The sequence below is a fragment of the Paraburkholderia sp. RL17-337-BIB-A genome, from assembly GCF_046025895.1.
In the GTDB taxonomy this organism is placed as follows: domain Bacteria; phylum Pseudomonadota; class Gammaproteobacteria; order Burkholderiales; family Burkholderiaceae; genus Paraburkholderia; species Paraburkholderia fungorum_C.
On sequence record NZ_JARESY010000004.1, the window covers coordinates 730,614 to 757,348 of the forward strand.

The window sequence follows — 26,735 nt, forward strand, 5'->3', positions numbered from 1 at the left end:
CACCGCTTGTTGATTTGCGCTGAATCTTGACCCAGGATTTGCATCGAATACTGACCCACCCTTTGATCCAGTTTTGGGGTTTCAGGTTGGGTGTTTCGGGGTTCGTTTTCTCTCCTTTTCAGGTTGTGTCATGCTGTTCCTGAAACGATAGCTATCGTTGCCGGTTTCTACAATGTGACAGTGGTGCGTGAGCCGGTCGAGCAGCGCCGTGGTCATCTTCGCGTCGCCGAGGACGTTACCATCAAGAAGTCTGCATCTGCTGCTGGCACCTCAACTCGATGAATTCGGCCGGATGCGTGACCTCGACGGGCATCGTCAAGCGTATGTAGCCATCGAGGAAGCGTAGTATGTATACTGTGTTGTAGACGCGCTCAGTGAACGGTGAGTCAAGGACCGGAACGCGAATCGGGGGGGAGCAATGAACGTTAAACGTACCGCTGGAGCGCTGTTGCTGTTCCTCGCATCGACGATTTGCGCATTTGGCCAGGAGGCGCGTCTGACCGACGCACAAATCGTCGGCATCATCCTTGTGGCGAATCAGGCGGAAATCGCGGCCGGCCAAACAGCCTTGCGCAGAACGCAGTCGAGAAGCGTACAAATCTTCGCGAGTCGGATGGTTGACGAGCATGGACTGGTCAACCAGGAAACCGCCGGATTGATGCAGAGACTCGCGGCGACTCCACAACGAAGCGGGATTAGCGATGCGCTGACGCAGCAGAGCTACGACGACCTTGTGAGGCTCAACGCAGTCGAAGCTCACGAGTTCGATCAGGCGTACCTTGATCGCGAAGTGATCTCCCTGCAACAACTGGTCAAATCGGTAAACACCTTCATTCGGTCCACGACGAACGCGGAGTTAAAGGCGCTGCTCGTCCGGTCTCGCCCGTCTTTTATTTTCCATCTCGACCAAGCTCACCGCTTGCAGTTGGCGCTGGAACACCCGCGGTTCCGACGATGATTTGCGCGGGCGGGATCAGCGTGAGGGCGATCCGATCTGGAGCCGGCGTCCGACGCTCTCGCTCGCTTATTAAATTTCCGTAAGGGTCGCCCGCGTTGGATACGTACGACCGTAGCCGGCAAAGAACAACCGTTCGACGTCGACGCCCCCGATCGTTGACAATTACCGTACCGGTTTTGTCGGTGGGGCGGACGTGGACGTGAGGAAAAAGGTGGACTTAGACCGATGAAGTATTTCGCGCGGAGAAGGCGACGCGCGTTTGGGAGTCGCTCCGTTTTGCACTACAAAGTGCCCGACAGCGCCGCAATGCTGTGGCGGCTTCGCCGGGGGCGCATTCGATATGCAGGGGGGGCGAACTCGGAGTAAATTGTGTTTTCGCCTGATATCGCCGTTGCCGTACTCGTCGCAGTGATGGCCGAGTAGCGTTCGCTTTGTTCTATGACGCGACCGCCAAAGTTCGCTAACCTGTCACCTCGACTCTGGAGAACCTCATGACAGATATCGCACTTGCACGCAAAGATGCCTGCCTCGCAGTGGTCCATGCGGTATTGACGGACTTGATTGACGACAGCAATCTAATCGACGCGGCTCTACGTGTTGCGGATTAGCTAGCAGATGATCTTGAAGGCAAGATCACCGAGAACGACGCCGTACTACTTGCTGTCGCCGCACAAAGTCAATCGCGCGATTCGCGAGTGGTACGACGTGGACGGCAACTCGATGGACGCGATGAGAGTCGCAGACTTTGTCATCGATGAACAAATGGACGGGTACGACTGCGCAACCAGTCCACATGAAACGACTTCGTCCGCGAAGAATCCAGGCGCGAGCGGCGCAGTGATTCGGCCAATCGGATCACCGGTGCGGCCCGTTCATCACTGAGGCGCGAGCCTTGCCGATGCGGGCAGGAGTTTCCGCGGCGGGAAACCGAAAGCGGATGCGTCCAATGCTTGACGGTCGACGACGCGGTTCGTCTTCGATCGTCAAGATCTGCGGCATTTCCCAAAATTTACTTCCGTTTTCGTGTCCCATTTGGCGCCTTCCGCCGGGAGGACCGTGCGCCTGCGGCCTTGTGGGAAATTTAGTTCCCGCTGCACGGGAGTGTCTCTCATTGAATGGCAGGACTCAGGCCGTACGGCGGCCGTTCGCAGATCACGCGGGGCGTTCCGATGGAATCGCGCGAAGCACAGCACGAGCAAATTGGCCAATTTTCGACATTGGCTATTGCGGCCGTCACGGGGCGAGCGACATGCCCGTCCCGTCCAGCAGAGCTAGGACGTCCGGGAGTGCTTCCGCGCCCGCGCCATCAGCAAATCCATCAACGCTAGCAGGACAGCAGAGACGACGAACGTCATGTGGATACCGATTCCCCAGGCGAGTTCACGATTGCTCACGCTACCTATCTTCATAAAAGCCTTCAAGACCTCAATTGCCGAGATGGCTACGATTGACGCCATCAGCTTGAGCTTCAGATCACTGAAGCCCACATGCCCGATCCATTCGGGAGTGTCTTCGTGGCCACCAAGTTCGAGTTTGGACACAAAGTTCTGGTAACCGCCGAACATGATCATGAGCAGCAGGTTGCCCATAAGCGAAAGATCAATGAGCGACAGAATGCCGAGAATGGTGTCGTCAGCGCTAATGAACAGAGCATGTCGGGCCATCTCCCAGCTTTCCTGGCCGAACTTGATCAGGATGAGAATAAGGCTCAGAGCAAGCCCGACATAGACTGGCGCAAGCAGCCAGCGGCTCTGAAAGATGCCTTGCTCAAGGATGTGTTCGGCGATGTTGCTTGGACGGCCGCTTGTTTTATCTGTGGGACGGGTTTGTGTCATGAAACAGGAGGTAACGGGTTGGGAATGAAAGCTCGCCTGGGCGAGTTGATATGCACTCGATTGAAGGGGGAGGATCTTCAGAACAGCTGCAGGTGCTCGACCAGAATCGCGCAACCAATGCCGATGAGCACGACACCGCCCGCCAGTTCTGCGCGCCTGCCTACGACGTGACCAATGACACGGCCAAGTAGGACACCGATCGTGACCATGAGCGTTGTGGCAAGGCCGATTGCAGCAGCAGTGGAATAGATGTTGACGTTCACAAAGGCAAGGCCAGCGCCAACCGCCATCGCATCAATGCTTGTGGCAAAGCCGGTCAGCGCGAGCAACCAGAACGAATGAGCGGCCGGTTTCGTCTCCTCGGCTTCCTTGACGGAAAAGCTGTTGAAGACCATGCGGGCCCCGAGAACAAAAAGCAGTGTGAACGCGATCCAGTGATCCCAGGCGGAGACATATTGGGCCGCGGCTCGCCCGAGGAACCAGCCAACCAAAGGCGTCAACGCTTCGATGACACCGAAGATGATGCCGGTCCGCAGAGCTTCGCGCCAGTGAGGGCGATGAAGAGTGGCCCCTTTGCCAATTGCTGCTGCAAAGGCATCGGTCGACATTGCAAAAGCGAGGAAAAGCGTTGCGACGGGATTCATAAGAGAAGTGAGTCGTGGTCGGGCGGAAAACCGCGACACACCGCCGCGCCCGACCGGTCGCGAGGTGTGTCGATGGTCTTGCCAACCAAAGGGCTACCTGCACCACGGTCTGTGCGACCGAGGATGTTGGCGCAGGCGCTTCTGGGTAGAAGCCGGCTACTCCCCAAAGACAGGCCTCAGCGTACCATCAAAGAAAGGTTTAGGTAATGAAACTCGCATGACATAGCCGGTTTTGCTCCAAGACCTCAAGGTGTCTGACGAGCTCGTCGAGTCGATTGAGCGCGGCGATCTGCTCCAGCAGCCTCGGTTCGAAGACGTCGTGCTTCAGCGAGCTTGAAGAGGTGTATGCCGATTGCATGAGACAGGACTCGGCCAGGAACAGCCACTAGCATTGCGCCGCTGGATGACCGGACCCGGTCGAGGCTGTGTGAAAACGCATTGATCGCCTAAACTGAATCAACGCACTGAGATCGGTTGTCTCATGGAGCGATTCGTTGAAGGCGATGACCGCAAGCAGGTCGCACTACTTCCCGAATGCGTCGACGACTATATCGGACAGGACGATCCAGTCCGGGTCATAGATGCCTTCGTCGATGAACTGGACCTTGCGGAACTCGGTTTCAACGGTATCACTCCCGCAGTCACCGGCCGCCCGTCCTACCACCCAGGCGTGATGCTCAAGATCTACGTCTATGGGTATTTGAACCGCGTGCCGTCTAGCAGACTTTCGCCGCGACAACGGCTCGGCCATTCGCAACGTATGCCGTCGTTTCATCGAGCTGTGTCGCGGACTGAAGCTGCTATCCAGCGACACGGTGGCCATCGACGGGCTCTTTACCAAGTGGGACTTCGTCTACGTCGCAAGGAACGACGAGTATCGATGCCCCGCCGGCGAGCGCGCAATCCGTCGATTCACGACCATTGAAAACGGGATGACGCTGCAGGTGTACTGGCCCAGCGCCTGTCCGCGTTGCCCACTCAAGGAGCGATGCTCACCCAACGATTACCGCCGTATCCGACGATGGGAACACGAACACATACTCGACGCCTTGCAGCGTCGGCAATAAAGGCGATGAAGATGAATGGAACCTAAGGCCCGGAGGGGCCTTTTACGCTCGAAACGTTACGTTAGCGCGGGCCGGAATTACCAAACTTGCTTGGTCGGGCTGGCGAGATGAGTTTCAGTGAAAAGAAAACAGTTTCCACACGGCCTCGGTCAGTTGCGGACGGTCGATTCCACGATTGTTGCACCGCTCGAATCTGGCACCCTGTCGGGAAACATCTACGGCATACCCATCATCCGGCAGCTATTCCGGTACCTATTACTTTCATGTGACGGGTCAGCAGTAACAGGCATTCTCGCGGGGCGACTTCGAGTTATTGGTTCCTAAGCCAATCTTGCACCGAGGAGAGCAAGCGCCTTTTCGTTTATCTTCCGCGAGGCATCCGCGACGAACTTTGCTGCGGTGCGCCGAGGAATTCCCATAGTGCGGGCAAAATAAGTTCTCAAACGGGCTGGGTCGTCTGGCAATTTGCCATCCACAAGTTGTCGAAACGCTGCACGAAACCCGCTTTTCTTTTCGGCAGGCAAATGCCAGATGTCAATTTCGAGATCCTTCTTCTCGATGTTGTTGACCTTGAATGTTGTCCACATCCGCTTTATAAACGGATTTGCAGTGAAGTTTTTGTATCCGCGAGCCGCGTATAAGATGCTGAGGAAATGAGCCTCCTCAAGAAACCCAATTATGTTTGGTTGTCCAGATTGCCACTGCCACAGGCTGTCGATCATGGAAGCAAGAATCTTGCATTCGGAGTGCGTAGCAGCGAACAGTTCGCCACCGTTATATTCAACACGCTCATCCTCGCCCGGCTTGATTTTTATGTTTTGCCAGTCATTAAGGGCCGCCCTCATCTGCTGCCGCGTAATACCATTTATGGCCGAATTTATTTCGTGCACTTCATTGCCAAGCGTATAGGTAATGCATCCAAATTCATCGATAGTGTCGCTTAGCTTTTCTACGTTTGAATTCCAAACGCAATCGCTGTCAAGAATGATGAATTTTTCCGTGGACGCGTTTCCGGCAATGTGTTTAATAACGTCCAGAATGTAAAACTGATTTCCCCAAAATTTAGCTTTATCTCGCGGGAGCCTGTAGGTGACAGGAAGCTGGATAACTTCCACACCAAGTCGATCAAACAGAGCCTGCATGTCAAAACCATCGACACTTCTAATATGGGTGTTTGTATAGAAGACGTGCCTTGCGCGCGGATTATTTGCAACACTCGTGACGTAAAAACACGCAACGCAGCGCCAGTAGACGTCCTGAAAAGCGAGCGTTGAGGAGCGCTCTCCAACTTGCGGGAATGCGGTTTCGTTTTCTTTCGAGTCAGCTACGAACCATGTTCCGATTGAGATGCCCATTGTGCGCCCCAGTTAAAAATAGAAGTGCTGCGACACGCTGCGCCGATTGCGGGCAGTACTCAAGTCACGAAAATATGACCGCCTTCGGTGGTCTTTTCACAATAGACCCTCCAGCGATAGTTTCATCCTCGGCATACCTGCATCCGCCAAAAGATCGAAGGACTCGGACGATTTGACGCTCGAATCCGCGTTTGCCACACCGGCGTGGCAAAAGACGTTCGCGATGTGAGATCGAAGGTCTCTTGTGGGGTCGAACAGAGACTTTCGGGGAGCGAAGCCGGGGCACGGCTGCGGGCCTCGCGCGAACATTCGCGGCGCGCTTCGCTGACCTACGCTGCGAATGGCGAGGCGGGAACAACGCTTGCTTGTCGAAAGGCAAACCGAAGGAGCGTGACATGGCCGAACAGCACAGACCCGGCGAGAAGGTTCAGGCGTCTGGGATCTACAAGGTGGTGAAAGAAGGCGGCGCCGGTGCCGGCTTCGAAGTGACGTGTGTCGAAGGCGAGCATTTACCCCCCAACGCGCAGCGGCAAGGGTGCGCACTACGAGTTGGTTCACGGCGCGACGCACTCGCACAAGCACAGCGAGCTCGGCAGCGGCGACAAGTAGGTATCAGTCGGCAGCAAGACGGCATCGTCACTCGAAGGACGAAACGACTTGACGACGAGACGCCGGGCGCGGCGGCATGTCACCGGGCGCGGCGGCATGTCACCGGGCGGGTTGCCGCCATCGTAGGGAAGGATACGTCCTATGAGAAGGGCGCCTGGAACACGGTCAATACTTCCCGCTCTGGTGCTTTTGCTCGCCGGCTGTGCCGCTGGCGGCAGGCCGTATGCCGGGCCTGCGAGAAGCAGCAGCCAGCGCGGTAGCCCACGATGACCTGGGCTCTCGCTACAGAACTAACAGGCACGCCCGGACCTCCGTTACCGCGAACTCGTTTAGTGTCGAAAGCGCAGCGAACTGCCTGATTGGAACCCTTGAAGTTAGCCAAAAGCTGAAGGACGAGATCGACAAGCTGCCGCTTCTCGCAAAAATGGATTTATACGCCCACATGACAGTAGGTAAATCCCTCAGTCCCCACGATTCGCGATTTAGCAAGATGATTGAACTTACGCGAGCACGAAACGCCTTCGTCTATCCGCGTTCGAAGAAGACCGGATTTGGCGTCGAAGGCATACAGGAGACAGTGGCCGATTATGTCGCTGGTGTAAGCATTGAGGCGGAAACTTACGCGTCGCTCAATATCCCAAAGTGGCCGATGTTTTGGCCACACCATAGTGCAGAGAGTGTTCTAGTCGCATCCTGTGACTTCCTGGCATGGTACTTCAAGGACATTCTGGCCTATAGCGCGAAGCATGTTTCTAAGTTGCTCTCGTCGAGAATGATTTTTGGCGGCCACGTCCGCATCGCCGTATTTGAGGGGATCTACGACGAGATACGAGCCATTGGCTCGCAATTTGATTTCTTGTACCTGAATATCCCTGATGCCAGCGAGCCAGATCGAAGAAAAATGTTGTATCAGGAAGTGCCATCGTGAGACATCGGAAAGGAGACTGCGAGCGTCATCGCGAAGAGGACAGAAAAAATCACCGAAGGCCCCATTGAGATTGCAGCCGATCAAGCGAAAGGGATGAGGTCCACCAACGGCTCGCCATACTGGATGCCTATGTATAAGCGTTGGGGCGCCTATCCGGCGCAAGTCGGTCACAGGCCGTCACTCGACCGCCTTGATTAAACTGCCGACAACGAATACGTGTGCTAAGCCCGCTCCTATCTCGACGACCTGGGCTATACATGGCTGCAAGACGCAAAAAATCCCAACTGATCAGCGAACTTGATCACTCCATCCAGCAATACGTGCGCATGGCTTAGCCTAACCTAAGCGACGACCGACTGCATAAGGGTATGCCGGTCTCATCAAGTGGTCGCCGGCCAACAAGCGACGTTCATTCGGTAGCCTCACTTATGCAAACCAAGGGAAGCCGTTAGTTTGCAGAATTTTGTTCCTGCTCGCGTCCAGTCGAGTCGGAGCTTGGAGAAGCATCGGAACAAGTTCGCCTCAAGAAGCTTTGCAGAAAATTGTTCCCTCGGTGGACCTTTGAGGCAATCTTGGAAATTTGCCGACGCCGGCCGCAAGTGGTCGATCTGAATTCCGACGAAAGCGCTCTCGGTTGAGGGTGCTCCGTGCAGTGTCAGTGCGGCTGGGCCCGCGGCATCACTCGGCTTGTGTCACGTCTCACGGCTAGGAACAAATTTCTGCAAGAAGCGAGAACAGTTTTATGAAAACCGACGGCGGCCGTCGACCGTTCTCATCCTCAATTTTAATTTGACATAATGAAAGTTATCAACAAACCGCCTGTCAGAGCTTTTTGATAATGTCCGCTTATAGCCAAGTTCAAATGTCCGCTTTCGTGGCGCGTAAGCTGACCAGCGGCCGGTACTCCGGCGCTGGAGGCTGTGATGGCTGCGACCGAACGGATAACGATGACGATGCGTGAGCTCGACAGGTTCAAGGTCATTCAGGACGTCGCCGACGGCAGGCTCAAGCCGTGGCGGGCGGCGGACCGGCTTGGTCTGAGCACGAGGCAGATCCGGCGGCTGGTGGCGCGACTGCGCGACCAGGGTCCGGCGGGTCTGGTGTCGCGGCGGCGCTCAAAGCCCAGCAACAACCGGCTGGATCCGGTGAAGGCCGATCGGGCGCTGTCGATCATCCGTGAGCGCTATGCCGATTTTGGGCCGACGCTGGCCTGCGAGAAGCTGGTCGAATGTCATGGCATCCGGCTTGCCAGGGAGACGGTTAGAAGCCTGATGACGGATGCGGGTCTGTGGATTCCACGCCGGCAGCGGCCACCGAAGCTCTACCAGCCACGGGCGCGGCGATCGTGTCTGGGCGAACTGATCCAGATCGATGGCAGCGATCACCGCTGGTTTGAGGACCGGGCGCCGGCCTGCACGCTGCTGGTGTACGTCGACGATGCCACCAGCCGGCTGATGGCGCTGCACTTCACGGCAAGCGAGTCGACCTTCAGCTACTTCGAGGCGACGCGCGCGTATATCGAGCACCATGGCAAACCCGCGGCGTTCTACAGCGACAAGGCCAGCGTATTCCGGCCGACGCACACGCAGACCGGCGACCGGGGTGTCACGCACTTCGGCCGCGCGATGTACGGGCTGAACATCGACACGTGGTGCGCGAACAGCAACTCGGCCAAGGGCTACGCTGCATAGTGCACCTCATATGTCGGTTGCGTTGGTGTTTATGCGGCCGAGCGTCGGCCACGGGTCTTTCCCTGATGCTGGAACTTTACTGGTGCGTCGGCGCCCGGAGGTTCGAAGAGATATCCGCCCTTGTCGTCGTAACGGTGCGCTACAAGCAGGCCCGCACGACGCCAGCTCTTGACGGTCGTCGGCGCCACGTCCAACCGCTCTGCGATCTCGTCTTGTGTAAGCATTCCACGTGCGCGCAGCCTGTCATGATGACTCGGTAGCCCGTGGGACAGCCGAATCCGCGTGATCATTCTGGAATTAAACCGCTTACCCCAGCCGGAGATGAGCTGCTGACGATTCAGCTGCTCCGCCGTTTCACCCTCGGTGTACTCGTCGAGAAGCCGGTCCATTTCGGCAACGACTGCGCGTGGGGTCTGCCGTAATATCCACGCTGGCATGGATAGCGGCACATGTAGCGTATGCGTGGCGCCGCCGTTAAAGCGTATCTGAACGCAGATGTCTGCACCCTTGAGCAAAGTCACGTCAGCGATGAGCAGTCGCGCCATGCGCTTTCGCTCGCGATCAGGTGTGCGCGGATCGTTCCACAGACGAGGGAAGTCTCTGGCTAGTGCCATGATGCGCGCACGCTGTTTGTCGTCAAGTCCGGCATGATCAGCCTCACGCTTCTTTTCGTAGCAATCCTGATCTTCGGCGAGAGCGCGAAGCGCATGGTTCCATTCCGCTTCAAGCGAGTCCGCAACCAATCGATTCGCTGGATCCACCTGCATATAGCGGCGACGCGCCAGATCGGCCTCGTAGCGTGCCCGCTCGAACTCCTGGCGGTGCAGTCGGTCGCGCTCTTCAGAACGGCTGTCAAGTTCTTCCTGTACCGCCAGCGCGACCTCAAGCGTGACCGGCGTGACTGTCTCCACGAGCAACCTGCCAACAGCATCGTCAAGCTCGCCACCGTGAACATGCTGGCATACCGGCCGCCCATGTTCGATGCCGTGACGCTGGCACATGTAGTCCGGCACCCTGCGGGTGCCCTGGACGTGATAGCGCACCGTCATTCGCTCACCGCATCTGGCGCATATCGCCAGGCCCTGCAGCAGCGCCGGCCCCTCACGTGGCGCCCCCCTTTCCCGGTCGATGCCCAGTGCGTGGGCATTCTCGCGCAACACCTGAACATTCTGTTCGAACTCTTCCCAGCTCACATAGGCCTCGTGGGCGTCAGGGATCAGCGACACCCATTGCGCAGAGGGCAGCCGGACGGAGACCGTCTGACCATCGGGATGCTTTCGATAGCGCGTGCGCCCGAAGCAGTATGCACCTGCGTAACGCGGGTGATGCAGGACCCACAGCACACGTGAGTGATCCAGTTCGCCCCACTGCACATCGCCCTTTCGTGCCCCGCGGTAAATCCGGTGGGGGAACAGAAGACCCTGCACGCGAAATGCCTTGACCGTTGCCGTGGCCGAACCGGTGCGCCGGAACGTGCGGAAGAGCTGCCGGATACTTTCCTGGATACGTGCGTCGGGATCCAGACGCACGCGTGCCTCGGTGTCATACACAAAGCCGATGGGCAGCCGCATCTCCAGCTCTCCGCGACGTGCCTTGTTGAGAATTCCGCCGCGCAGTCGTGCCCGCATGACATGCAACTCAGCCTCGCTCATCGTGCCCTTCAGGCCGAGCAGCAACCGATCATTGAAGTGCGCGGGATCGTAGACGCCATCCTCGTCAAGGATCAGGCAGTCGGCCAGTGCGCAAATCTCCAGTAGCCGATGCCAGTCGGTGGAATTGCGCGCCAGGCGCGACACCTCGAGGCCCATCACAATCCCGGCGCGGCCCAGACTCACCTCGGCGACAAGACGCTGGAACCCCAGGCGATCAACCGCAGACGCGCCGGACAGGCCGAGGTCCGAGTCGATTACAACCACCTGATCAATGCGCCATCCAAGAGCGACCGCGCGCTGTCGCAGGTTGTACTGGCGCTCAGTGCTCTCGGTATTCTCGAACAGCTGTCGCAACGTGGACTGGCGGACATACAGGTAGGCGCTTCTTTTCAGATGCCGGGCCTGAACTTTCGCGTGCGTCTGATCGGTCATGCCATCACCTCCGCTGTCGCAATTGCCATCGCCGCCACAATGACGATCAGGTTCTGTTCGAGACCGACAGGCAGATTCAGCCCGCTCGGGCGCGTGACCGGTAATGGACTAAACGGAAACGCTTCGGTCACCGACTTCATCCAGACCGCCATGCCCTTGAACATGAACAGCGCCCGGCCTCGCATCAGCGTGGGACCACCTCCGCCTGTATCGAGAACCTCCTGGCGCAAGACCTCGTAGCATCGGCTCAGGGACTGGGCATCGCGCGCCGTTACGGGGGGATTTACCGTCGTTTTTTTTTCAAACGCGCCAGGGCGCGCTCCACGGTGCGTCGATGCACCGCCAGGCCAAACCGCCCCGCAATCCGATCGACCAGCTCCTGCACTTCCAGCCCAACGTGAGTCGCGCGCGCTTCTTCGATGAAGCGCGTCACCTCATCGGTGATCTTATGAGGTCCGTGCGGGCCGCGCTTGACCGGCAGCAACCCAGCCAGGCCGTCGCGCTCGAAGTCGGCCTGCGCCTTGTAGAAGGTCGGCCGACTGACTCCGAAGTGTGCGGCGGCATCCGCGATGGTTTGCCCTTCCACGCGTACGCGTCGCAGCATTTCGTAACGGACCTGAACCAGATCCCGGGGATCGAAGAAGTCGCTGTCGCTGAAGGCAGGATCATCGATGTCCTGCGGGCGCGGATTCACAGTGCCACTATCTTCGAGAGCGGCGAGTTTGGGATCGGGTTTTCGGGTACGAGCCATATGTAATATAAATTATGACCATTTACAGTCGATGTCAAGGTCTTTTTCAAGACTGTCACCCGGCGCGCCTCATATCTTCAAACAAAGGCTCTCATCTGCTTCATCAGCTAATCATTTGCGGAAGTATTGCAGGCGCATCGAATGGCATAATTACATTTACACAGATGGCATTATTTCCTTGACAGCTTGCGCTTGCCTGTGTGCCCTTTTGAATGTCCGTTTGTTTCTCTGTACCGGGCGATTAGCATGGTCAATTGCAACAGATCTTCGATGCGGAAATGCGATCGTCCCGCCGAAACTGTCTCGAATGCATTTGGCGGCGCTGCGCTCGTCCAGCCTGCCGGCATACGTTTCAGATTCCCCATGTCGTCATGGAAGTAGACGCGATCCTCTCCCCACGCCTTGCGCCGGTCCACTAGCATGAACTCTCGCCCGTACAGCGGATGGAAGGGATGGGTGACCCGGAACAACTGCGTCGCATCGGTCAGATCGCGTGCAGTTGACTGCTTTGAGGAAGGGGCGCGTCGAGCGTGCGCACCTGACGCTGCAGGACCGGCTCGTGAAGGAACTGCGGCTGCGCGGCATCAGTACCATTGACGCCGCGAACGCGTACGTGCCCGCCTTCATCGCGTCGTATAACGCGCGCTTCGCGAAGCCGCCGAAGAGTGCGTTCGATGCACACCGGCCACTGCGGGCTGACGAGAATCTCGATTTCTGGTTGAGCAACACCGGTTGTTTAGCCGTGGGATCGGCTACGTCGATGCGTCGTTGCTCGCATCCGCAAAGCTCCAGCCTGGCGTGACGATCTGGACGCGGGACAAGCGGTTGAAGAAAATCGCCGATGAGCTTGCGCTGAGCGCGGTTCTCGAGCACTAGAAAGCGAAAACGGAAAAGTGATGGACGCGTCCGCGATCGGCGACATTCTCGCGATCGCGGAAGAGATCCCCGGCTACAGCTATCGGCAGACGATCATGAAGCAGGCCCGTGAAGGGTACTGTCATGTTGTTGGCAAGCCGACAGGAGATGCGGCGACAATAGCCGGCATGAAACGAACTGCCCAATCGCACCGCCCGCCCGCCAGCCCCGCTATTTCGTATGCGGGTTACCGCTTTCCGCCCGATGTGATCAGCTACGCGGTGTGGCTGTACTACCGCTTCCGTTGAGCCTGCGCATGGTCGAGGAACTGCTGGCCGCCCGTGGCATCGATCTGACCTACGAGACGGTGCGACGCTGGTCGGTAAAGTTCGGGTTGGGCCTTGCCCGGCGTATCCGGTCCACCGCCCTTGCGCGAGGCGACAAGTGGCACCTCGATGAAGTGGTCGTAACGATCAGCGGCAGGAAGCACTGGCTGTGGCGCGCGGTAGACCAGCACGGCGCGGTGCTGGACGTGCTGGTGCAAAGCCGGCGCGACCGGCACGCGGCCCGGCGCCTGATGCGCAAGCTGCTCAGGAAACACGGTCGCGCTCCGCGCGTGTTGATCACCGATAAGCTCAAAAGCTATGCGGCGGCGAACAGGGATCTGGGGATCAACGTCGAACACCGCCAGCACAAGGGGCCGAACAACCGGGCGGAAAACTCGCACCAGCCAGCGCGGGTGTGCGAGAAAGTGATGCGCCGCTTCAAGTCGGCGCGTCACCTGCAACGGTTCGCTTCGGTCCACGACCAGGTCGCCAATCTCTTCATGCATTGCCGATACCACACCGACGCAAGGCAAAAGCGGGCGTTGCGCACCCAGGCCTTCGAGGCATGGGAAAGCGTGACGGGCGCTCCAATGCCGGAGCGCCTTGCAGCATAAATTAGGTATCCTTCCGTACGGTGTCATCGGTCGCACGCCGGTCAACAAGTTGACAATACCCCCCTCACGCGTATTTCGGCAAAGACAAGATCCGTGCGCGCATGCCTGCCCAAGTCGAGAACCCTAGCCCTGCTCGACGGGCCGGAGCGTAGCCGTTCGAGGACTCCGCACGAAGAAGCAGACCACCAGCGCCGCCACGGCGGCGACCATGCTCGCCATCACGAACGATGCGCCGTAGCCGCCGCCATACTGGATGATGTAGCCCGTCGCCGCCGGTCCGATAATCCCGGACAGATTGGACAGGAAATGCACGTACCCGCCGACCGCGCCCACGCGCCTGGACGGCACCAGTTCCTGAACCAGGGCCCAGCATGCGAGCGGAGTAGTGGCGTTGAGAAAGGTAATCGCCGCAATCAACGTCACCGCCGCGCCAGTGGTCGTAACCTGCGTGGACAACGCCAGCAGCACCGCCCCGATCAGGAGCCCGCCCACCACGATGATTTTACGCGCGAACATCGGATTGCCGGTGCGCGTCAACAACCGGTCGGAGAAAACGCCGCCTAACGCGCACCCAGGCAGGCCCATCATCCACGGAATGGATCCGATGATGCTCATCGAGCGAATGTCGAGATGCCGGACGTCGACGAGATAGCTGGGGAGCCACGAAAGAAAGAAGTAGAGGATGTAGTTCGAAGCGAAGAATGCGAACGCGATGCCGAGAACCAAAGGCGAACGCAGGTAGTAACCAAGCGGCATGACTTCACGCGTGTCGGCAGTCGCCTCTCCGCGCTCGGCTTCGATATATTGGCGCTCCGCTTCGCCGACCCGCCGGCTGAGCGCCGGGCGGTCCTTCATCAGCCACAGCCACGCCGACAGCCAGATGAGTCCGAGCAGCATGATGACAATAAAGGCCATCCGCCAGCCGAACGCAATCGCCAGCGCGGCAACGAGCGGGCTAGCGAATGCAGCACCCACCATGTTTCCGCCCGTCGGGCTCAGACCCATCACAATGCCCGTTTCACGCGGCGGGAACCAGTTGCGCGCGGTCTTGTTGGTCACGGCCCCCATCGGCCCTTCGCCGACACCAAAAAAAATCCGGAGAATCAGTAATGTCGTAAAACTCGACGCCGTCGCGGTCAATCCGCAGAAGACCGACCATACGAGCATCGATACCGCATAAGTGCGCTTTGGCCCGAATCGATCGGACGCCCAGCCCCCGACGAAGCAGAACAGGGCATATCCGCCGAAGAATGCGCTGAAAATCGTGCCCATTTGAGCCGGACTCAAATGCAGGTCCGCACGAACAAAAGGCGCCGCGACAGAGAGTGCCGCCCTGTCGATGAAAGCGATGATGCTCGCGGCAAAGAGAAGCGCCGCAATGACCCAACGATATTTACCCACGATGTCTCCCGGTTATTCTCGTTAAATGTTCAGCATCCGTTGCTGGAATAACGCGCGATCAACTCCGGATCCGGATCGCAACCGAGTCCGGGTCCCTGCGGCACCCGTGCGCGCCCGCCCGTTATCTGATCGAACGGCGCAAACAGGGGCTCGGGTTGCTGAATAAAATAAAGCTCGAACGATGTGTTTCCGAACAACGCGCAAAGATGTAGCGTCGCTAGATAACCGGAGCCGAAATAGGCGCAGTGCGGCTGCAACTCGACGCCGTATTGCTTTGCAAGAGCCGCCACGGCGAGCATTCCGCTCACCCCACCGACTTTCGATACGCTGGGCAACGCGATGTCGATCGCGCTCGCCTCGAACATGGCGCGAAAGCCGTGCACGCTGCCGACGTTTTCCCCTGCCGCTATCGGCACCGTGCATTCGCGACGCAACAGCGCCAGCGTATGCGCGTCCTCGGGAGGGAAAATCGGCTCTTCAAGCCACGCGATCCCGAAATCGCGCATGGCGCGCTCCTTATCGCGGGCCTCTTCGAGCGTCCACGGACAATTGACGTCGACCATCATCCTGACGTCCGCACCAAGCGCATCCCGCGCCACCTTCACGAGCGCGGGCTCTACCTCGTGCAGCTTGACCTGCTGGAAGCCCAGCGAGAGCGCGGCTGCACAACTGGATTCCAGCAGATCGCGAGTTCCGCAACGCAGCAGGCTCGCGTAGGTCGGCACGCTCTCGCAAGGCTCTGCGCCCAGCAGTCGATAGAGCGGCAGATCCGCGCGCTTGCCCGCCAAATCCCACAGCGCGATATCGACGCCGGAAATGGCGAACGTGATGACGCCATTGCGACCGTAAAGATGCAGCGCCGTATGCAGTTCGCGCAGGATCGAGTCGATGTCGGTCGCGTCGCGACCGATCAACAACGGCGCGATCAGATGATCGAAAGCCTGCTGCGTTATCGGAGCAACGGCATGGCCAAATGCCTCCCCCCAACCGACCAGACCGTCCTCGGTCTCGATACGAATTTGCAGTACATTGATGAGCTTCTCCGAACGCCCCGCGATGATGTCTGGGCCGGAAGAGCCGAAGGGCAAACGCACCAGTACACTGGTCGCAGAGATGATTTTCATCTTTTGAAAGCGCGCGCTAGCGCGGTCTCCGTTATCGTTATATAAGCAGACAGGACGCTGCGAAGCGCAACCATGGACGACTCCGTGCGTGATCGCACATCCGCTACTTGCCCGGTCGTGGAAGACGGCCAGGCAAGTTCGGGCCAGTCCGGGTAGCTAGTTGCGCACTACGCGTTCAGCTTCCGCCGAAAGCTGACTCCACACCCGCACCGAATCGGCTCGGGTTGAATTCGATAATCTGATAGGTCGCGACCTGCTCGCGACGAAAGGAATCTTCGGCAAGCAGACGCTCCAGTTCATCGAGGCTCAAGCTGCTCTTGACGAGCATCACCCCGCCTTCTCTCGGCACCTGTGGGCCGGACGCGATGAAGTGACCCGCCACATATTGGCGATCGAGAAACGCCCAATGCTCTTCCAAATGAGGCTCGATCGCCTCCCATGGTTTTACGTAACGCAAGATGACAATGAACATAGAACCTTCACGTTTCCTGATGAACTGCCGCCACATTGAAACCAACGTTCGCTCACGGACCAGCGTGACGAGCCATGAACCCCCGAACACAGCGTGCGGCGCTTGCCGACTCTCCTCTAGGCATGTGCGTTTCCGATACAACACGGGCTCGATTCTAGTAGCCTGATTTGCCGAATGTCTATGGTATTGAATCAATGTCCACTTAGCTGGACAATGCACTCACCATCCGGCTTGCGGTGCGACGCACCGTTCCGGCGCTGCAGCAACATTCCGCCCTCCCCTCCACCCCTTACAATTCATGACAACATCTCGCGAAGTCCCCGCACTTGCACGCGCAAGCGATTTGCTCGAAGCGCTCGCCAGCGCGCGGCAACCGATGCGCGCCTCGGCGCTTGCCGAGCGCACCGGGTTATCCCGAAGCACGCTCTACATGCTGCTCAATTCACTTGAGGCACGACAGTGGATCGAGAAACGCCAGGGCGGCTTCATCATCGGCGTCAAACTGTTCGAACTCGGCTGCGCCTACGTCCACCATGACGGGCTCCAGGCCGCCTTTCGAAGGGAGGCGAGCGCATTCGTGGCCGACCATAACGAAGTGGTACAGCTTGCCGTGCTGGACGGCGCCGAGGTGATCTACATTGCGCGGGAAGACGCGCAGCGGCCGGTACGACTGGTGTCCGATCTCGGGTCGCGTTTGCCCGCGCATTGCAGCGCCCTTGGCAAGGCGCTGCTTGCAAGTCTCCCCGACTCCGAACTCAACCGGGTTCTGCCTAAAAAACTGATCGCACTAACCGCTCATAGTTCTACGCAACGGGACACTCTGTTGAGCGAACTTTCCAAGGTGCGAACTCGCGGGTTCGCCTCCGAGCGGGAAGAGGTCAGCCTTGGTCTTGCCTGTTTCGCCTGCTATGTCGGCATGACGCCTCTCGGCAAGCGTGTTGCGGTCAGCACCAGCATCCCGCTCGAACGACTGACCAGAAGACGCGAGAGCACCATTGCCACGTCGCTCGTGCGCCTCGCCAGCAAGATCGGACAAGCACTGCATTAGAAATGCGGACGGCTGGGTCGCACCGCGAACAGCGATCGCCGGACCGGGATATGGCGGCCAAAATGATCCAGCCAGTTGGAAATAGGACCACGATGCTGGACAACCGGCTGAGCGACTCCTACGATGAGGCTCTTTTCTCATCCCATCGAGCCTAAGTCCCTACATGGCCAACCTTTCCGCTTCCGCCTGTCTGCCCATTGATGTCGACGACGCACTGCTCGCAGGCCGCGTGTGGCGCCGCGACGGCACGCATGAGGGTCCGAGCGTCGTCGCCGTGCGCGGCGGTCACGCCTTCGACATCACCCGCACGGTGCCAACCATCTCCGACCTGTTCGATCGCAACGACGCGATCGAGATCGTGCGCGGCGCGCCGGGCGAAGCGCTCGGTCCCATCGAAGCGCTCGTCGCCGCGAGCCTGCCCGACGCCCCCGAAGCTGCGATCCAGCTGCTCGCGCCGTGCGACGTGCAGGCGATCAAGGCATGCGGCGTGACGTTCGCGGTAAGCCTGATCGAGCGCGTCATCGAGGAACAGGCGGGCGGCGATCCCGCAAAGGCGCGCGAGGTGCGCGAGACGATCACCGGGGCGATCGGCGCGGACCTGTCGAAGATCGAACCGGGCTCCGAGGCGGCGATGCGTCTGAAGGAGGAGCTACAGCGTCGCGGAGCGTGGTCACAATACCTGGAAGTGGGGATCGGCCCGGACGCCGAGGTGTTTTCGAAGTCGCAGCCGATGTCGTCGGTGGGTTTCGGCGCGGACATCGGCCTGCTGCCCGCGTCGGTCTGGAACAACCCGGAGCCGGAAATCGTGCTGGCCGTCAACGGCCGCGGCGAGATTGTCGGCGCGACGCTTGGCAACGACGTCAATCTCCGCGACATCGAAGGCCGTTCTGCACTGCTGCTCGGAAAGTGCAAGGACAACAACGCGTCGTGCTCGATCGGCCCGTTCGTGCGCCTGTTCGACGGCCGCTTCACGTTCGACTCGGTGCGCAACGCGAGCGTGTCGCTGCGCGTCGAGGGCGCGGACGACGACTTTGTCCTCGACGCCGTGAGCCACATGCGCGAAATCAGCCGCGACCCGGTCGACCTCGTTGCGCAGACCTGGGGCAAGCACCATCAGTATCCGGACGGATTCATGCTGTTTCTCGGCACGATGTTTTCGCCGATTCTCGATCGCGATGCGCCCGGTGCCGGCTTTACGCATCATCTCGGCGACATCGTGACGATCTCGGCGCCGCAACTCGGCGCGCTGGTCAACACCGTGCGGTTGTCCACGGAAACGACGCCGTGGACGTTCGGCGTGCGTGCGCTGTACGCGAACCTTGTCGCACGCGGGCTGATGCACGCGCACTGAGCGCCGCATCACGATACGACTGAATCCGATTTATTTATTCGAAACAACGCTATGAGCCAGTTTGCAAACTACATCGACGGACAATGGGTTGAGAGCGACAAGGTTTCACGCAACGTGAATCCGTCGAACCTCGACGACGTGATCGGCGAGTTCGCACAAGCCGACGCCGGCCAGACGCATCACGCGATCGCCGCCGCCCGCGCCGCCTTTCCGGCGTGGTCGCAGTCCACGCCCCAGCAGCGCTTCGATCTGCTCGACCGGGTCGGCACCGTCATCCTCGAACGCAAGGCCGAACTCGGCCAATTGCTGGCACGCGAGGAAGGCAAGACGCTGCCCGAGGCGATCGGCGAAGTCGGGCGCGCCGCGCAGATCTTCAAGTTCTTCGCCGGAGAGACGCTGCGCGCCGGCGGTGAGATTCTGCCATCCGTGCGCCCGGGCATGACCGTCGAGATCACGCGCGAGCCGGTCGGCGTGATCGGGCTGATTACGCCATGGAATTTCCCGATCGCGATTCCGGCATGGAAGATGGCGCCGGCCCTCGCTTACGGCAACTGCGTGGTGATCAAGCCTGCGGATCTCGTGCCGGCATCGACGTGGGAACTCGTGCGCATCATCTCGGAAGCGGGCGCGCCGCCTGGTGTCGTCAACCTCGTGATGGGCCGTGGCTCGGTGGTCGGCGAGGTGCTGGTCGAGTCCGACGGCATCGATGCGATCAGCTTCACCGGCTCGGTGGTCACCGGCCGCGCGATCGGCGCGAAATGCGTACAGCGCGGCAAGAAGTTTCAACTCGAAATGGGCGGCAAAAACCCGATGGTGATCCTCGACGACGCTGATCTCGATGTCGCGGTCGAAGCGTGCATCAACGGCTCGTTCTACTCAACGGGTCAGCGCTGCACCGCGTCGAGCCGGCTGATCGTGACGGAAGGCATCCATGACCGTTTCGTCGACGCGATGAAGGCTCGACTGGAGAAGCTGCGCATCGGCGACGCGCTGGACCACGCGACGCATATCGGCCCCGTTGTCGACGAGCGGCAACTGGAGCAGGACGAGCGTTACATCGGGATTGCGCGCGAAGAAGGCGGCACCGTATTCGGCGGTGCTCGGGTGGAATGCGCGACGCGTGGCTTCTTCCTCGCGCCGGCGCTGGTGACAGGCACAACACCGGAGATGACGATCAACCGGGAAGAAGTGTTCGGGCCGGTCGCATCGGTCATCAAGGTGAAGGACTACGACGCGGCGCTGGCGGTAGCAAACGATACGCTGTTCGGACTGTCGGCTGGGATCTGCACGACGTCGCTGAAGTACGCGAACCACTTCAAGCGCAACGTGCAGGCGGGGATGGTCATGGTGAACACGGCGACGGCCGGCGTCGACTACCATGTGCCGTTCGGCGGCCGCAAGGGATCGAGCTACGGTCCTCGCGAGCAGGGTAGCTATGCGCGCGAGTTCTACACGACGGTGAAGACGTCATACGTGAATCCGGGCGCGGTGTAGCAGCCTGGGCGGCGGACCTGCCGGCCGTCGCTACAGCCTCGCCATACGTTAGTCGGACCTGCAAAATTCAATTTGCGTAGCGAGCTAAGCCGAGGGTGTGTCCTGTCGGCGAACGAGAATCAGCCCATGGAAAGCGGTTGTGGCGAGCAAGCGCTGGCTTCAACGTGAAATTGGCGAGCCGGTGCAGCAACGCGAGGATAAAAAATACGGGCCTCATGCCCGGGCGGACGATGGCGCGCAGCAACCAGCGCAGGTTGTAGCCGGCAGCACACAGTACCGCGTGCTGCGCATCGCCGGTTTGCCCTTTGAGCCAACAACGCCGCATGCCGTGGTCGTGCTTCACATGGCCGATGATCGGCTCGATCGCCTGCCGTCGCTTGAGCCAACGTCGCTGCGTGCTGGTTAGGGTTTGTATTTGCCGCGATGAATAAGTTCTACTGATGACACTTCGGCGTCAACGCCACGAAACCCGAGATCGACCAAGACGGTCTTCGGTTGCGGTGTACCGGGCAGATCCTGCAACAGAATGGCGTAGTCCGCATTAAAAGCGTCACTAGAGGGTGTTAGGCACTTGGACAGTCGGCGCAACATGTACAAGCCGTTGGCCGGCGTGATGTGCACCGCCAGCAGCAGACCTAACGTGTCGACAGCCATATGGACTTTGCTGCCTCGCTTGCGCTTGTGACCGTCGTAACCCGCGCGCGGTCCGCTCTCGCAGGTGGACTGCAGGGTGCGCCCATCCAGGATCACCGCACTGGGCTGACCCTGACGCTCCTGCGCGACCCGAATTACGGATCGCAGATCACTGACCATTGCCTCGAAGCAGCCCGCGTTCAACCAGCGTTGCGTTTGCTGGTAGACCAACTCCCATGGCGAAAAATTGGTCGGCAGCATACGCCACGACGCACCCGCCCGCGCCATCCAGCGCAACGCATTGAACATCTCGCGCAGTTCATACCGCCGCTGTGGCGCATCTTCATTCATCAACGTTAGATAGGGAGCCGCAAAGCTCCACTCTTCATCCGAGACATCTGTAGGGTATGGCTTGCGTTCTGTCATTCCGCCAGGGTACCAGGTCTGGCGAAAAGTGCCTAACACCCTCTAGTCCGCAAGTAAAAATGTCACTTGCCGCGAGCGAAGTCTCCCGCCGAGAGAATCTGCTGGAAATTCAATGGACTTGCCCGTGCGAAGTAAAAGTGTCACTGCCACTGTTCAGAGACTGCTTTGCTTCGAGTCACCTAAGCGACCGTCTACGGTAAAGCCGAAGCAACCGGGGCTGTAACAGCCTCTCTACGGACCGAGGCAGTCGAAACGCCTAGAATATCCAACTGACACCGAAGGCATTCATCACGAAGGCTGAAGCGGTCCCGAATCGTTTCCATAGAGGCGTGGCGTACCGCGTCCATCGTGGCGCCGCTTTCGCATACTTGCGCTATTCGAGTCGATGAGTTGCGCCTGCGAAAAGAAATCGACCAGCAATCCATTCTGACCATCCCGCTGCGACGCGCATCCCCAAATTGGCCACGGAGCCGCCATCACATGACCACCGCCACGCATTCGATTGACCACCATACCGTCCACGCAAACGGCATCTTCGGAGGCGAAGATATGAGTTTTTCGACCAGCTATTCCCGCGTTTTGATCAAGCGTCCAGAAACAACATATATCGTTTTGCCCGGCCGAGACATTGCATGTTTATGTAATCCGAGGAACGTCCACGTGCCTGGCCTCGTTGCTCAACAAGCGTCGAGCGCCGATACCCTCGCTGTACTGGTTCCAGATTCATGTAATAGCCGTCCTTCGCCCCGCCAACTATCATCAGAAACCTGGCACTATGAACGGTTCAATTCAGACACTACGGCTTGGCGATTGCGGCGGAAGCTTTTAGCGCCGACCGTTGGTCTTCCGATCCCTTCGCGATGATCGGCAAGACCAATTACCTGGTTTTCCGAACCTTCGAAATCCGGCGTCCGATCAAGTTTCGATTGTGTTGAAAAAGTCGTGTTTTGGATCAGGACGCAGGATGCGGATCATGAGCTCCGGATCAATCGCTGGCCGCCCCATCGGACTGTAGAACGGCGCGAGATGCTGGCGTAGATCGCGCAAATCAAGGAAGTGATCGATATCTCTCAACAGGTGTTCGCGAGGGGCGTGATTATCGAGGTTATCCCTCACACTCAATACGGCCCGCGATAACTTCGAACCTGCGCACCTTTTCCGGCGGAACCGCCGTGACGACTGTGCCGTCAATTGCAAGACGCAGGTGCTTCGCTCCACCACGGTGTTGGGTTCCCGCGAACCACCCAGCGTGGAACTGGCACATTTTCAATGTGCTCACCGCAGTCGATCGTCTCCTTCCGAACAGTGGCGTGAGACAGGGTGTGCAAGCCGGTGAGATCGGCGACATTGCGTGCAGCAGATCGGTAGGAGACGGGAGCGCCTTGCTTCGCACACGGGCATGCAAGCTCCGGCGTACGCCTTCCCGGTAGCAAAATTTCTATCGGGCCCTCGGGAATCGAAGATCCGCCGATTCATCATTCTCGTCGAGCGGTTCGGGGGTGCACAAGCACGATATCCCACGGCACTCGAACTTTGACGCTGCCCAACGCGGTTGCAAACACCCGAGGGCGCCAGTCTTTTATGCGGCGGTATCGCCCGCAATGTCAGCAGCGGCGCCGTCGAGCATCGTAGGCGCGGATCTGATCTTGAACCACCACTTGTTGAAGACTGGAAAGCAGGCTTCTTGCCTCAGACATCGACAATCCAAAGTCAGACGGGGTAGCTCCTTCGAGCGGGCGCTGAAACCTGGGTAACGGCACTTTCTCGTCGGTACCTTCCCGCTGCAGGTAAATCGTCCAGTGCATATCCATTCTTCACCTCGCCGAACGGGTGTCGAAGGTAGCTTTGGGCAAAAACTTCGTGCTCCCCCGGTTTTTGTCCGGTCCAAAAATTAACGATCTCCAACAGCTGCCGTACCCCACTCGTGGAGCTGAGCTTTACCCACAAGTTACGGACCTGAAGCAAAGATGCGGAACATCTCGGTGATTTCGTGCAAGACGAGGAAGCCTCGCCAGATGACCGTGGCGCCGGGTGGTGGATCGTGGCGGCGATTCAGGTAGCCGCCCAAGGCGGCAATCCATCGTATCGCCTGGTGCAGCGACGGCACCGTGTCCGGTGGCCGGGTGGTTCGATGCATGCGGCAATACAGGGCTTGCCATTCGACGGGCTGGAGGACCGCCTCACAAGGCAGGTCACCGTCCAGCCGCGCCAGCAGCGTGGTGTAGAGGATGCGCCAGGCAATGACCGCGAACAGGGAGGTAGCCCGAACAAAGCGTTCGAGCGTGCCGAACTGGCGGGCCTCGATGCGGCAGCCGCTCTTGAGTACCCGGTGCCAGGTCTCAATCGTCCAGCGCCGTGCGTACCATTGCAGCCGCTCAAGTGCCTGCCCGGGCGAGTGCGTGGGCACCGAGGTGAGCAGCATCCATTCGAGTGGCTCGATACCGGCAGGCGGTTCGTCCTCGATGACGTGCACGGCGAAGACGTCCAGCTCGGGCAAGCGGGTCCGTGTCTGAGGCGGTCGCAGACGTACGCATGCGTATCGCAATGTCAGGCATGCGGTGCGCTGGGGACGACTCCCTTTGGCTGGCACCAGCAACTCGGTGTGACCTGCTGCGGGAGCGTCCAGTACCGCCTGCCAAAGATAGCGCTGGGGATGGCGGGCGCAGCGATTCCATGCCGCGCGCACCAGCCAGTCCACCCCGTCCGGGCGTTGCGCAGCAAACAGTTCATAGACATCGCTTTCGCGATCGCCGATGCCAATGAGTTGCGTGTGCTCACAACGCGACTTCAGTGCCGACAGGTGCGCAAGTCCCTCGATCCACTTGATGCTTTCCTTCTCATGGATGGGGCGGGATTTGCGCTGCGCGGCGCTGCCCTGGGTTCCTTCACGACGTGCCCACGTCTTCATGCCCAGTACCCCGAGCGGCAAACCTTCCGGACTGACCGCCAGCAGGCTGTGCATCAAGAACCCGCGCTCATTGCCACCGGTACAGCGCCCCAAACCATCTGTGGCAGGCAGATGCGTCAGGTTAAATTCGGTGGTGTCCTGTATGGCCAGCACCACCGGGATCTGCTCCATACGGTCCAGCGTCTGCGCGATATGCGGCGCCAGTACACCGTCAGTGTCGACCTGGTCGTTGTCAAAGAACCGGTAGGCCGCCTTCAGTTCAGCAGGCGACAGCGCCTGCGGCAGCGATGTGTGAGGACTAGCGGACAATTGTCGGGCCAACGCCACCAGTCGGGACGATAGACGTGCGTCACCGAGATTCGCCGATGCGAATTCGTCGCTCGCCCAGTCCGTCGTATCGTCGTCGATCGCCAATCCGCTGCCACCGCTTCAACAGATTGGACGAAAGTTAACATCGTTCGATCCAGTTTACAACCGGACTTGTGGGTAAAGCTCAGCTCGTGGAGCGGGGGTAACCATCTTGCTAAGCCGTCTGCCTTCTGAGGATGTGCGTGCTCGCACGGTGAGCCAGTCAAGGCGATCTGCAGCTGCCGCTGAAAGTCAATTGCCATGTGGGCGCCGCGAGTGAAGATCAACGTCCGTGCGCACCACCGCCCACAAGTTGAATCTCAGGTGGTTCAAATACGGATCGCACGGAATAAACACGCGTGCTTGATCGTTCAATCCGCAATGACGCCGCACCGCCGACGCGAAGGTCGCGGGGCAAGGATGCCATCGACGACATCGACGCCGTCGCGGGTTGGTGCGCTCGTTCAGAACAGAAAAGGGTCGACGCGCGTGGCAGTGGTCGTGCCGCGTGGAGACTATGCGCAAATCATTTAGAGTTCAGGAGGTGACATGCATAAGCATAAGCTTGCAACCGTGTTCTCGCTTGCTGGAGCGGCCACGCTCGCACTTGCTGCGTGCGGCGGCAATTCGAACAACAACATGCCCACACCGACCGCCGGTACCTTCAAGTCGACCGTTCTCGTGTCCGACGGCAGCGTCGCCGCGCCGCACGTCGACCCCAATCTGCAAAACGGCTGGGGCATCGCGTTCGGTCCGACTACCCCCGTTTGGGTATCGGACAACAATACACAGAAGTCGTCGCTGTATGACGGCAATGGCGTGGTGCAGTCGCTCGTCGTCACACTGCCGCCGGCTGCAAGCGGTCAACCCGCGAGTCCGACCGGCATCGTTTTCAACGGTACGACGGACTTCGCCGTCACGGCGAATGGCGCAACCGGCAACGCGGCGTTCATTTTCGCCACCCTCGCCGGAACGATCGCGGCCTGGTCGCCTAAGGTACTGGCGATGCAGGCTGTCACAGTTCACGATGACGGCGCGGGCGCAGCCGAATACACAGGCCTTGCGATCGCCAGCAACGCCGGCGCAAGCACGCTGTACGCCGCCGATTTCCATAACGGAAAAGTCGATATGTTCGACAAGACTTTCACGAAAATCTCGGCTGCGGGTGCCTTCAGCGATCCGAACGTACCGGCGGGTTTTAATCCGTTCGGCATCCAGGCCGTCGGCAATACGATTTATGTGGCGTATGCGAAGCTCGGGCCGGATGGTCACAGAGATCAAAGCGGTGCTGGCAACGGCGTGGTGGATGCATTCGATACCGCCGGCCACCTGGTCAGGCGCATCGCCTCAAACGGGCCGCTCAATTCGCCGTGGGGGATCGCCATGGCGCCGGCCAATTTCGGCGCGTTCAGCAACGACCTACTGATCGGCAACTTCGGCGACGGCACCATCAATGCGTTCGATCCTGCGACTGGCGCGTCGAAAGGGCCGCTCACGCAGGCCGATGGTGCGAAGGTGACGCAGCCCGGACTCTGGGGCCTGGCGTTCGGCAACAACGTCGACAACCAGCCTTCCAACACGCTGTTTTTCGCGGCAGGTCCGACGGCGACGACGGGTGTATATGGACGCATAGATTCGTCGATGTAGCCGGCTGAAAGTCCAGGCGCTCGGTGCGGGTTCGTCACGCGTGGCGCGAGAGACCGCGAAGTGATACGCCGCGAAACGCGCCAGAGCGCCCATCAATATCCTCCCGATAACTGATCTCGGCTAACGCTTGTTCAGCCGCAGTCGCCCACGTTGTGCGGAGCTGCGA

17 protein-coding genes, 9 pseudogenes and 1 riboswitch are annotated in these 26,735 nt (G+C 59.4%); of the genes and pseudogenes, 11 read left to right on the forward strand and 15 right to left on the reverse strand.

What is annotated here, in order from left to right; all coding sequences use genetic code 11:
* Positions 1-81: 81 nt before the first annotated feature.
* Positions 82-237, reverse strand: a pseudogene (locus P0D84_RS48325) (ATP-binding protein); the annotation flags it as partial.
* Positions 238-448: 211 nt separating this feature from the next.
* Between P0D84_RS48325 and P0D84_RS48330 the strand changes: the two are divergent.
* Positions 449-958 (forward strand): DUF4142 domain-containing protein, encoded by a 510-nt coding sequence (locus tag P0D84_RS48330; RefSeq protein WP_408351590.1) that lies wholly within the window; start codon positions 449-451, stop codon positions 956-958.
* 1,271 nt (positions 959-2,229) lie between these two features.
* On the opposite strand, the gene P0D84_RS48335 is transcribed toward P0D84_RS48330, so the two are convergent.
* Together P0D84_RS48335 and mntP are read right to left on the reverse strand one after the other, a co-directional pair.
* A complete protein-coding gene (locus tag P0D84_RS48335) occupies positions 2,230-2,793 on the reverse strand; it encodes a TIGR00645 family protein (RefSeq protein WP_408351593.1) in 564 nt (187 codons plus the stop codon).
* Positions 2,794-2,870: 77 nt separating this feature from the next.
* Entirely contained in the window at positions 2,871-3,437 is a 567-nt protein-coding gene (gene mntP, locus P0D84_RS48340) for a manganese efflux pump MntP (RefSeq protein ID WP_408351596.1), read from the reverse strand.
* Between the two features lie 11 nt (positions 3,438-3,448).
* Positions 3,449-3,614: riboswitch (yybP-ykoY riboswitch) on the reverse strand.
* Between the two features lie 304 nt (positions 3,615-3,918).
* Between mntP and P0D84_RS48345 the strand changes: the two are divergent.
* Positions 3,919-4,267, forward strand: a pseudogene (locus P0D84_RS48345) (transposase); the annotation flags it as partial.
* Between the two features lie 557 nt (positions 4,268-4,824).
* Here the strand turns inward: P0D84_RS48345 and P0D84_RS48350 are convergent.
* Positions 4,825-5,859, reverse strand: coding sequence for a hypothetical protein (locus tag P0D84_RS48350; protein ID WP_408351599.1), 1,035 nt, complete (start codon positions 5,857-5,859; stop codon positions 4,825-4,827).
* Between the two features lie 395 nt (positions 5,860-6,254).
* Here P0D84_RS48350 and P0D84_RS48355 point away from each other — a divergent pair.
* From P0D84_RS48355 to P0D84_RS48365, 3 genes and pseudogenes are all read left to right on the forward strand, one after another.
* Positions 6,255-6,468 (forward strand): annotated as a pseudogene (locus tag P0D84_RS48355) (hypothetical protein).
* A 223-nt stretch (positions 6,469-6,691) separates the two neighbouring features.
* Positions 6,692-7,396, forward strand: a complete 705-nt coding sequence (locus P0D84_RS48360; protein WP_408351602.1) for a hypothetical protein — start codon at positions 6,692-6,694, stop codon at positions 7,394-7,396.
* 923 nt (positions 7,397-8,319) lie between these two features.
* Positions 8,320-9,075, forward strand: a pseudogene (locus tag P0D84_RS48365) (ISNCY family transposase); the annotation flags it as partial.
* Positions 9,076-9,116: 41 nt separating this feature from the next.
* Here the strand turns inward: P0D84_RS48365 and P0D84_RS48370 are convergent.
* The 4 genes from P0D84_RS48370 to P0D84_RS48385 form a co-directional block, all read right to left on the reverse strand.
* Entirely contained in the window at positions 9,117-11,171 is a 2,055-nt protein-coding gene (locus P0D84_RS48370; protein WP_408346520.1) for a recombinase family protein, read from the reverse strand.
* Positions 11,168-11,401 carry a hypothetical protein gene (locus tag P0D84_RS48375; protein ID WP_408335305.1) on the reverse strand — a complete coding sequence of 78 codons (234 nt, stop codon included), beginning with the start codon at positions 11,399-11,401 and terminating at the stop codon, positions 11,168-11,170. The genes P0D84_RS48370 and P0D84_RS48375 overlap by 4 nt, the downstream gene beginning before the upstream one ends.
* 53 nt (positions 11,402-11,454) lie before the next feature.
* Positions 11,455-11,922: a helix-turn-helix domain-containing protein gene (locus P0D84_RS48380; protein WP_408346517.1), complete on the reverse strand. Its 468-nt coding sequence runs from the start codon at positions 11,920-11,922 to the stop codon at positions 11,455-11,457.
* A 170-nt stretch (positions 11,923-12,092) separates the two neighbouring features.
* On the reverse strand, positions 12,093-12,392 hold the full coding sequence (locus P0D84_RS48385; RefSeq protein WP_408335302.1) for a DUF5372 family protein: 300 nt from the start codon (positions 12,390-12,392) through the stop codon (positions 12,093-12,095).
* A 44-nt stretch (positions 12,393-12,436) separates the two neighbouring features.
* Between P0D84_RS48385 and P0D84_RS48390 the strand changes: the two are divergent.
* Together P0D84_RS48390 and P0D84_RS48395 are read left to right on the forward strand one after the other, a co-directional pair.
* Positions 12,437-12,616: pseudogene (locus P0D84_RS48390) on the forward strand (ISNCY family transposase); the annotation flags it as partial.
* Between the two features lie 349 nt (positions 12,617-12,965).
* A pseudogene (locus P0D84_RS48395) lies at positions 12,966-13,717 on the forward strand (IS6 family transposase).
* 123 nt (positions 13,718-13,840) lie between these two features.
* Here the strand turns inward: P0D84_RS48395 and P0D84_RS48400 are convergent.
* From P0D84_RS48400 to P0D84_RS48410, 3 genes are all read right to left on the reverse strand, one after another.
* Entirely contained in the window at positions 13,841-15,118 is a 1,278-nt protein-coding gene (locus P0D84_RS48400) for an MFS transporter (protein WP_408351605.1), read from the reverse strand.
* A 29-nt stretch (positions 15,119-15,147) separates the two neighbouring features.
* Positions 15,148-16,242 carry a mandelate racemase/muconate lactonizing enzyme family protein gene (locus tag P0D84_RS48405; protein ID WP_408351608.1) on the reverse strand — a complete coding sequence of 365 codons (1,095 nt, stop codon included), beginning with the start codon at positions 16,240-16,242 and terminating at the stop codon, positions 15,148-15,150.
* 175 nt (positions 16,243-16,417) lie between these two features.
* Positions 16,418-16,714, reverse strand: a complete 297-nt coding sequence (locus P0D84_RS48410; protein ID WP_408351611.1) for a YciI family protein — start codon at positions 16,712-16,714, stop codon at positions 16,418-16,420.
* Positions 16,715-17,012: 298 nt separating this feature from the next.
* Between P0D84_RS48410 and P0D84_RS48415 the strand changes: the two genes are divergently transcribed.
* The 3 genes from P0D84_RS48415 to P0D84_RS48425 all read left to right on the forward strand — a co-directional run bounded on the left by P0D84_RS48415 (position 17,013) and on the right by P0D84_RS48425 (position 20,607).
* Positions 17,013-17,762 (forward strand): IclR family transcriptional regulator, encoded by a 750-nt coding sequence (locus P0D84_RS48415; protein ID WP_408351613.1) that lies wholly within the window; start codon positions 17,013-17,015, stop codon positions 17,760-17,762.
* 163 nt (positions 17,763-17,925) lie between these two features.
* Complete coding sequence (locus P0D84_RS48420; RefSeq protein ID WP_408351616.1) at positions 17,926-19,113, forward strand: fumarylacetoacetate hydrolase family protein; 1,188 nt, start codon at positions 17,926-17,928, stop codon at positions 19,111-19,113.
* A 51-nt stretch (positions 19,114-19,164) separates the two neighbouring features.
* A complete protein-coding gene (locus tag P0D84_RS48425; protein WP_408351619.1) occupies positions 19,165-20,607 on the forward strand; it encodes an aldehyde dehydrogenase family protein in 1,443 nt (480 codons plus the stop codon).
* A gap of 67 nt (positions 20,608-20,674) precedes the next feature.
* Here the strand turns inward: P0D84_RS48425 and P0D84_RS48430 are convergent.
* The 4 genes and pseudogenes from P0D84_RS48430 to P0D84_RS48445 form a co-directional block, all read right to left on the reverse strand.
* Positions 20,675-21,102: pseudogene (locus tag P0D84_RS48430) on the reverse strand (transposase); the annotation flags it as partial.
* Between the two features lie 105 nt (positions 21,103-21,207).
* A pseudogene (locus tag P0D84_RS48435) lies at positions 21,208-21,666 on the reverse strand (IS5 family transposase); the annotation flags it as partial.
* A 960-nt stretch (positions 21,667-22,626) separates the two neighbouring features.
* Positions 22,627-22,788, reverse strand: a pseudogene (locus tag P0D84_RS48440) (transposase); the annotation flags it as partial.
* A gap of 826 nt (positions 22,789-23,614) precedes the next feature.
* On the reverse strand, positions 23,615-24,988 hold the full coding sequence (locus P0D84_RS48445; RefSeq protein ID WP_408343210.1) for an IS4 family transposase: 1,374 nt from the start codon (positions 24,986-24,988) through the stop codon (positions 23,615-23,617).
* A gap of 483 nt (positions 24,989-25,471) precedes the next feature.
* Between P0D84_RS48445 and P0D84_RS48450 the strand changes: the two genes are divergently transcribed.
* Entirely contained in the window at positions 25,472-26,569 is a 1,098-nt protein-coding gene (locus P0D84_RS48450) for a TIGR03118 family protein (RefSeq protein WP_408351625.1), read from the forward strand.
* The last annotated feature ends 166 nt before the right edge of the window (positions 26,570-26,735 follow it).